Here is an 863-nt window from a genome sequence, read left to right as displayed (position 1 = left end):
AGGCCTGCAGTTGGGTGGACAGCTCGACGCCGCCGCCGGGCCCGCCCGCTGCGGCGGCCGGAACCCCTGGGTCGGGGGAGAAGAGCAGCGCCTCCCCGGTGCGGTGGTTTCCGAGGGTCCGCCCGCCCCAAAAGCCTTGCGCGGTGTCCAAGACCATCCGCGCGGCCAGTTCCCGCGCCGAGTCCGGCAGCCGGTCCGAGCGGGCAGCCAAGGCCAGGTATCGGGCCAGGATCCCGGTGAACAGGCCGCCGTCGCCGGCGCCGTGCGTGCGCAGGACGAGTTGACCGCCGTCGCCGTCGGTCGCCGAAGTTCGTTGGACGAAACCGGCCGCGATGCCCTGCACCAGTTCGGCGGCCCGCGCCAGGTCGGCGTCGCGGCCCGTTTCCAGCAGTGCCCCGAGCACCGGCCCTTGGTTGTAGGTGTAGAGGTCGTTCACCAAAACCGGCCGGCCGCCGTCGACCCGGACGCCGTCGACCCGGACGCCGTCGAGATATAGCCGCTGCCGGGGCGCGTACAGGGTGGCGTCCAACCAGTCCAGGAGCCGGGCGGCCTGCGCCCGGTCGCCCGTGCGCGCCAGATACAGGGCCGCCGGTGCCGTGGCGGGGGTGTTCTTGAAGTCCCTGGCGGTGTTCCAGAACAGGCCGCCGCCCAGGTCCGGGGTGTGCGCCGATTCCAGCTGGGGCAGCAGGCGGCGTGCCGCGGCCCTGTTCCGGAAGCGGGGCTTGTGCGCCTCGGCGGCCAGCATGTCCAGCCGCTGCGCCGCCAACGCGAGCCAGGCCATGTCGTCGTAGTAGGAGTTGTCGAAGCGGAATCCGTTGCGCCAGCGGAGCGTGCGCAGCAGCCGCGCGGCGAGACGGCCGGCG

Annotated in this window: 1 protein-coding gene; it reads right to left on the bottom strand. The window is 73.5% G+C overall.

Annotated elements, in window-relative coordinates:
* Positions 1–863: glycoside hydrolase family 76 protein (locus AC5RUJ_RS17385; protein ID WP_494156392.1), on the bottom strand; the 863-nt coding region annotated here is incomplete at both ends.

Source organism: Arthrobacter sp. Y3223164 (assembly GCF_059091005.1).
Note: the sequence above shows the minus strand (reverse complement) of the source record. Positions and strands in the feature narration are given on the sequence as shown.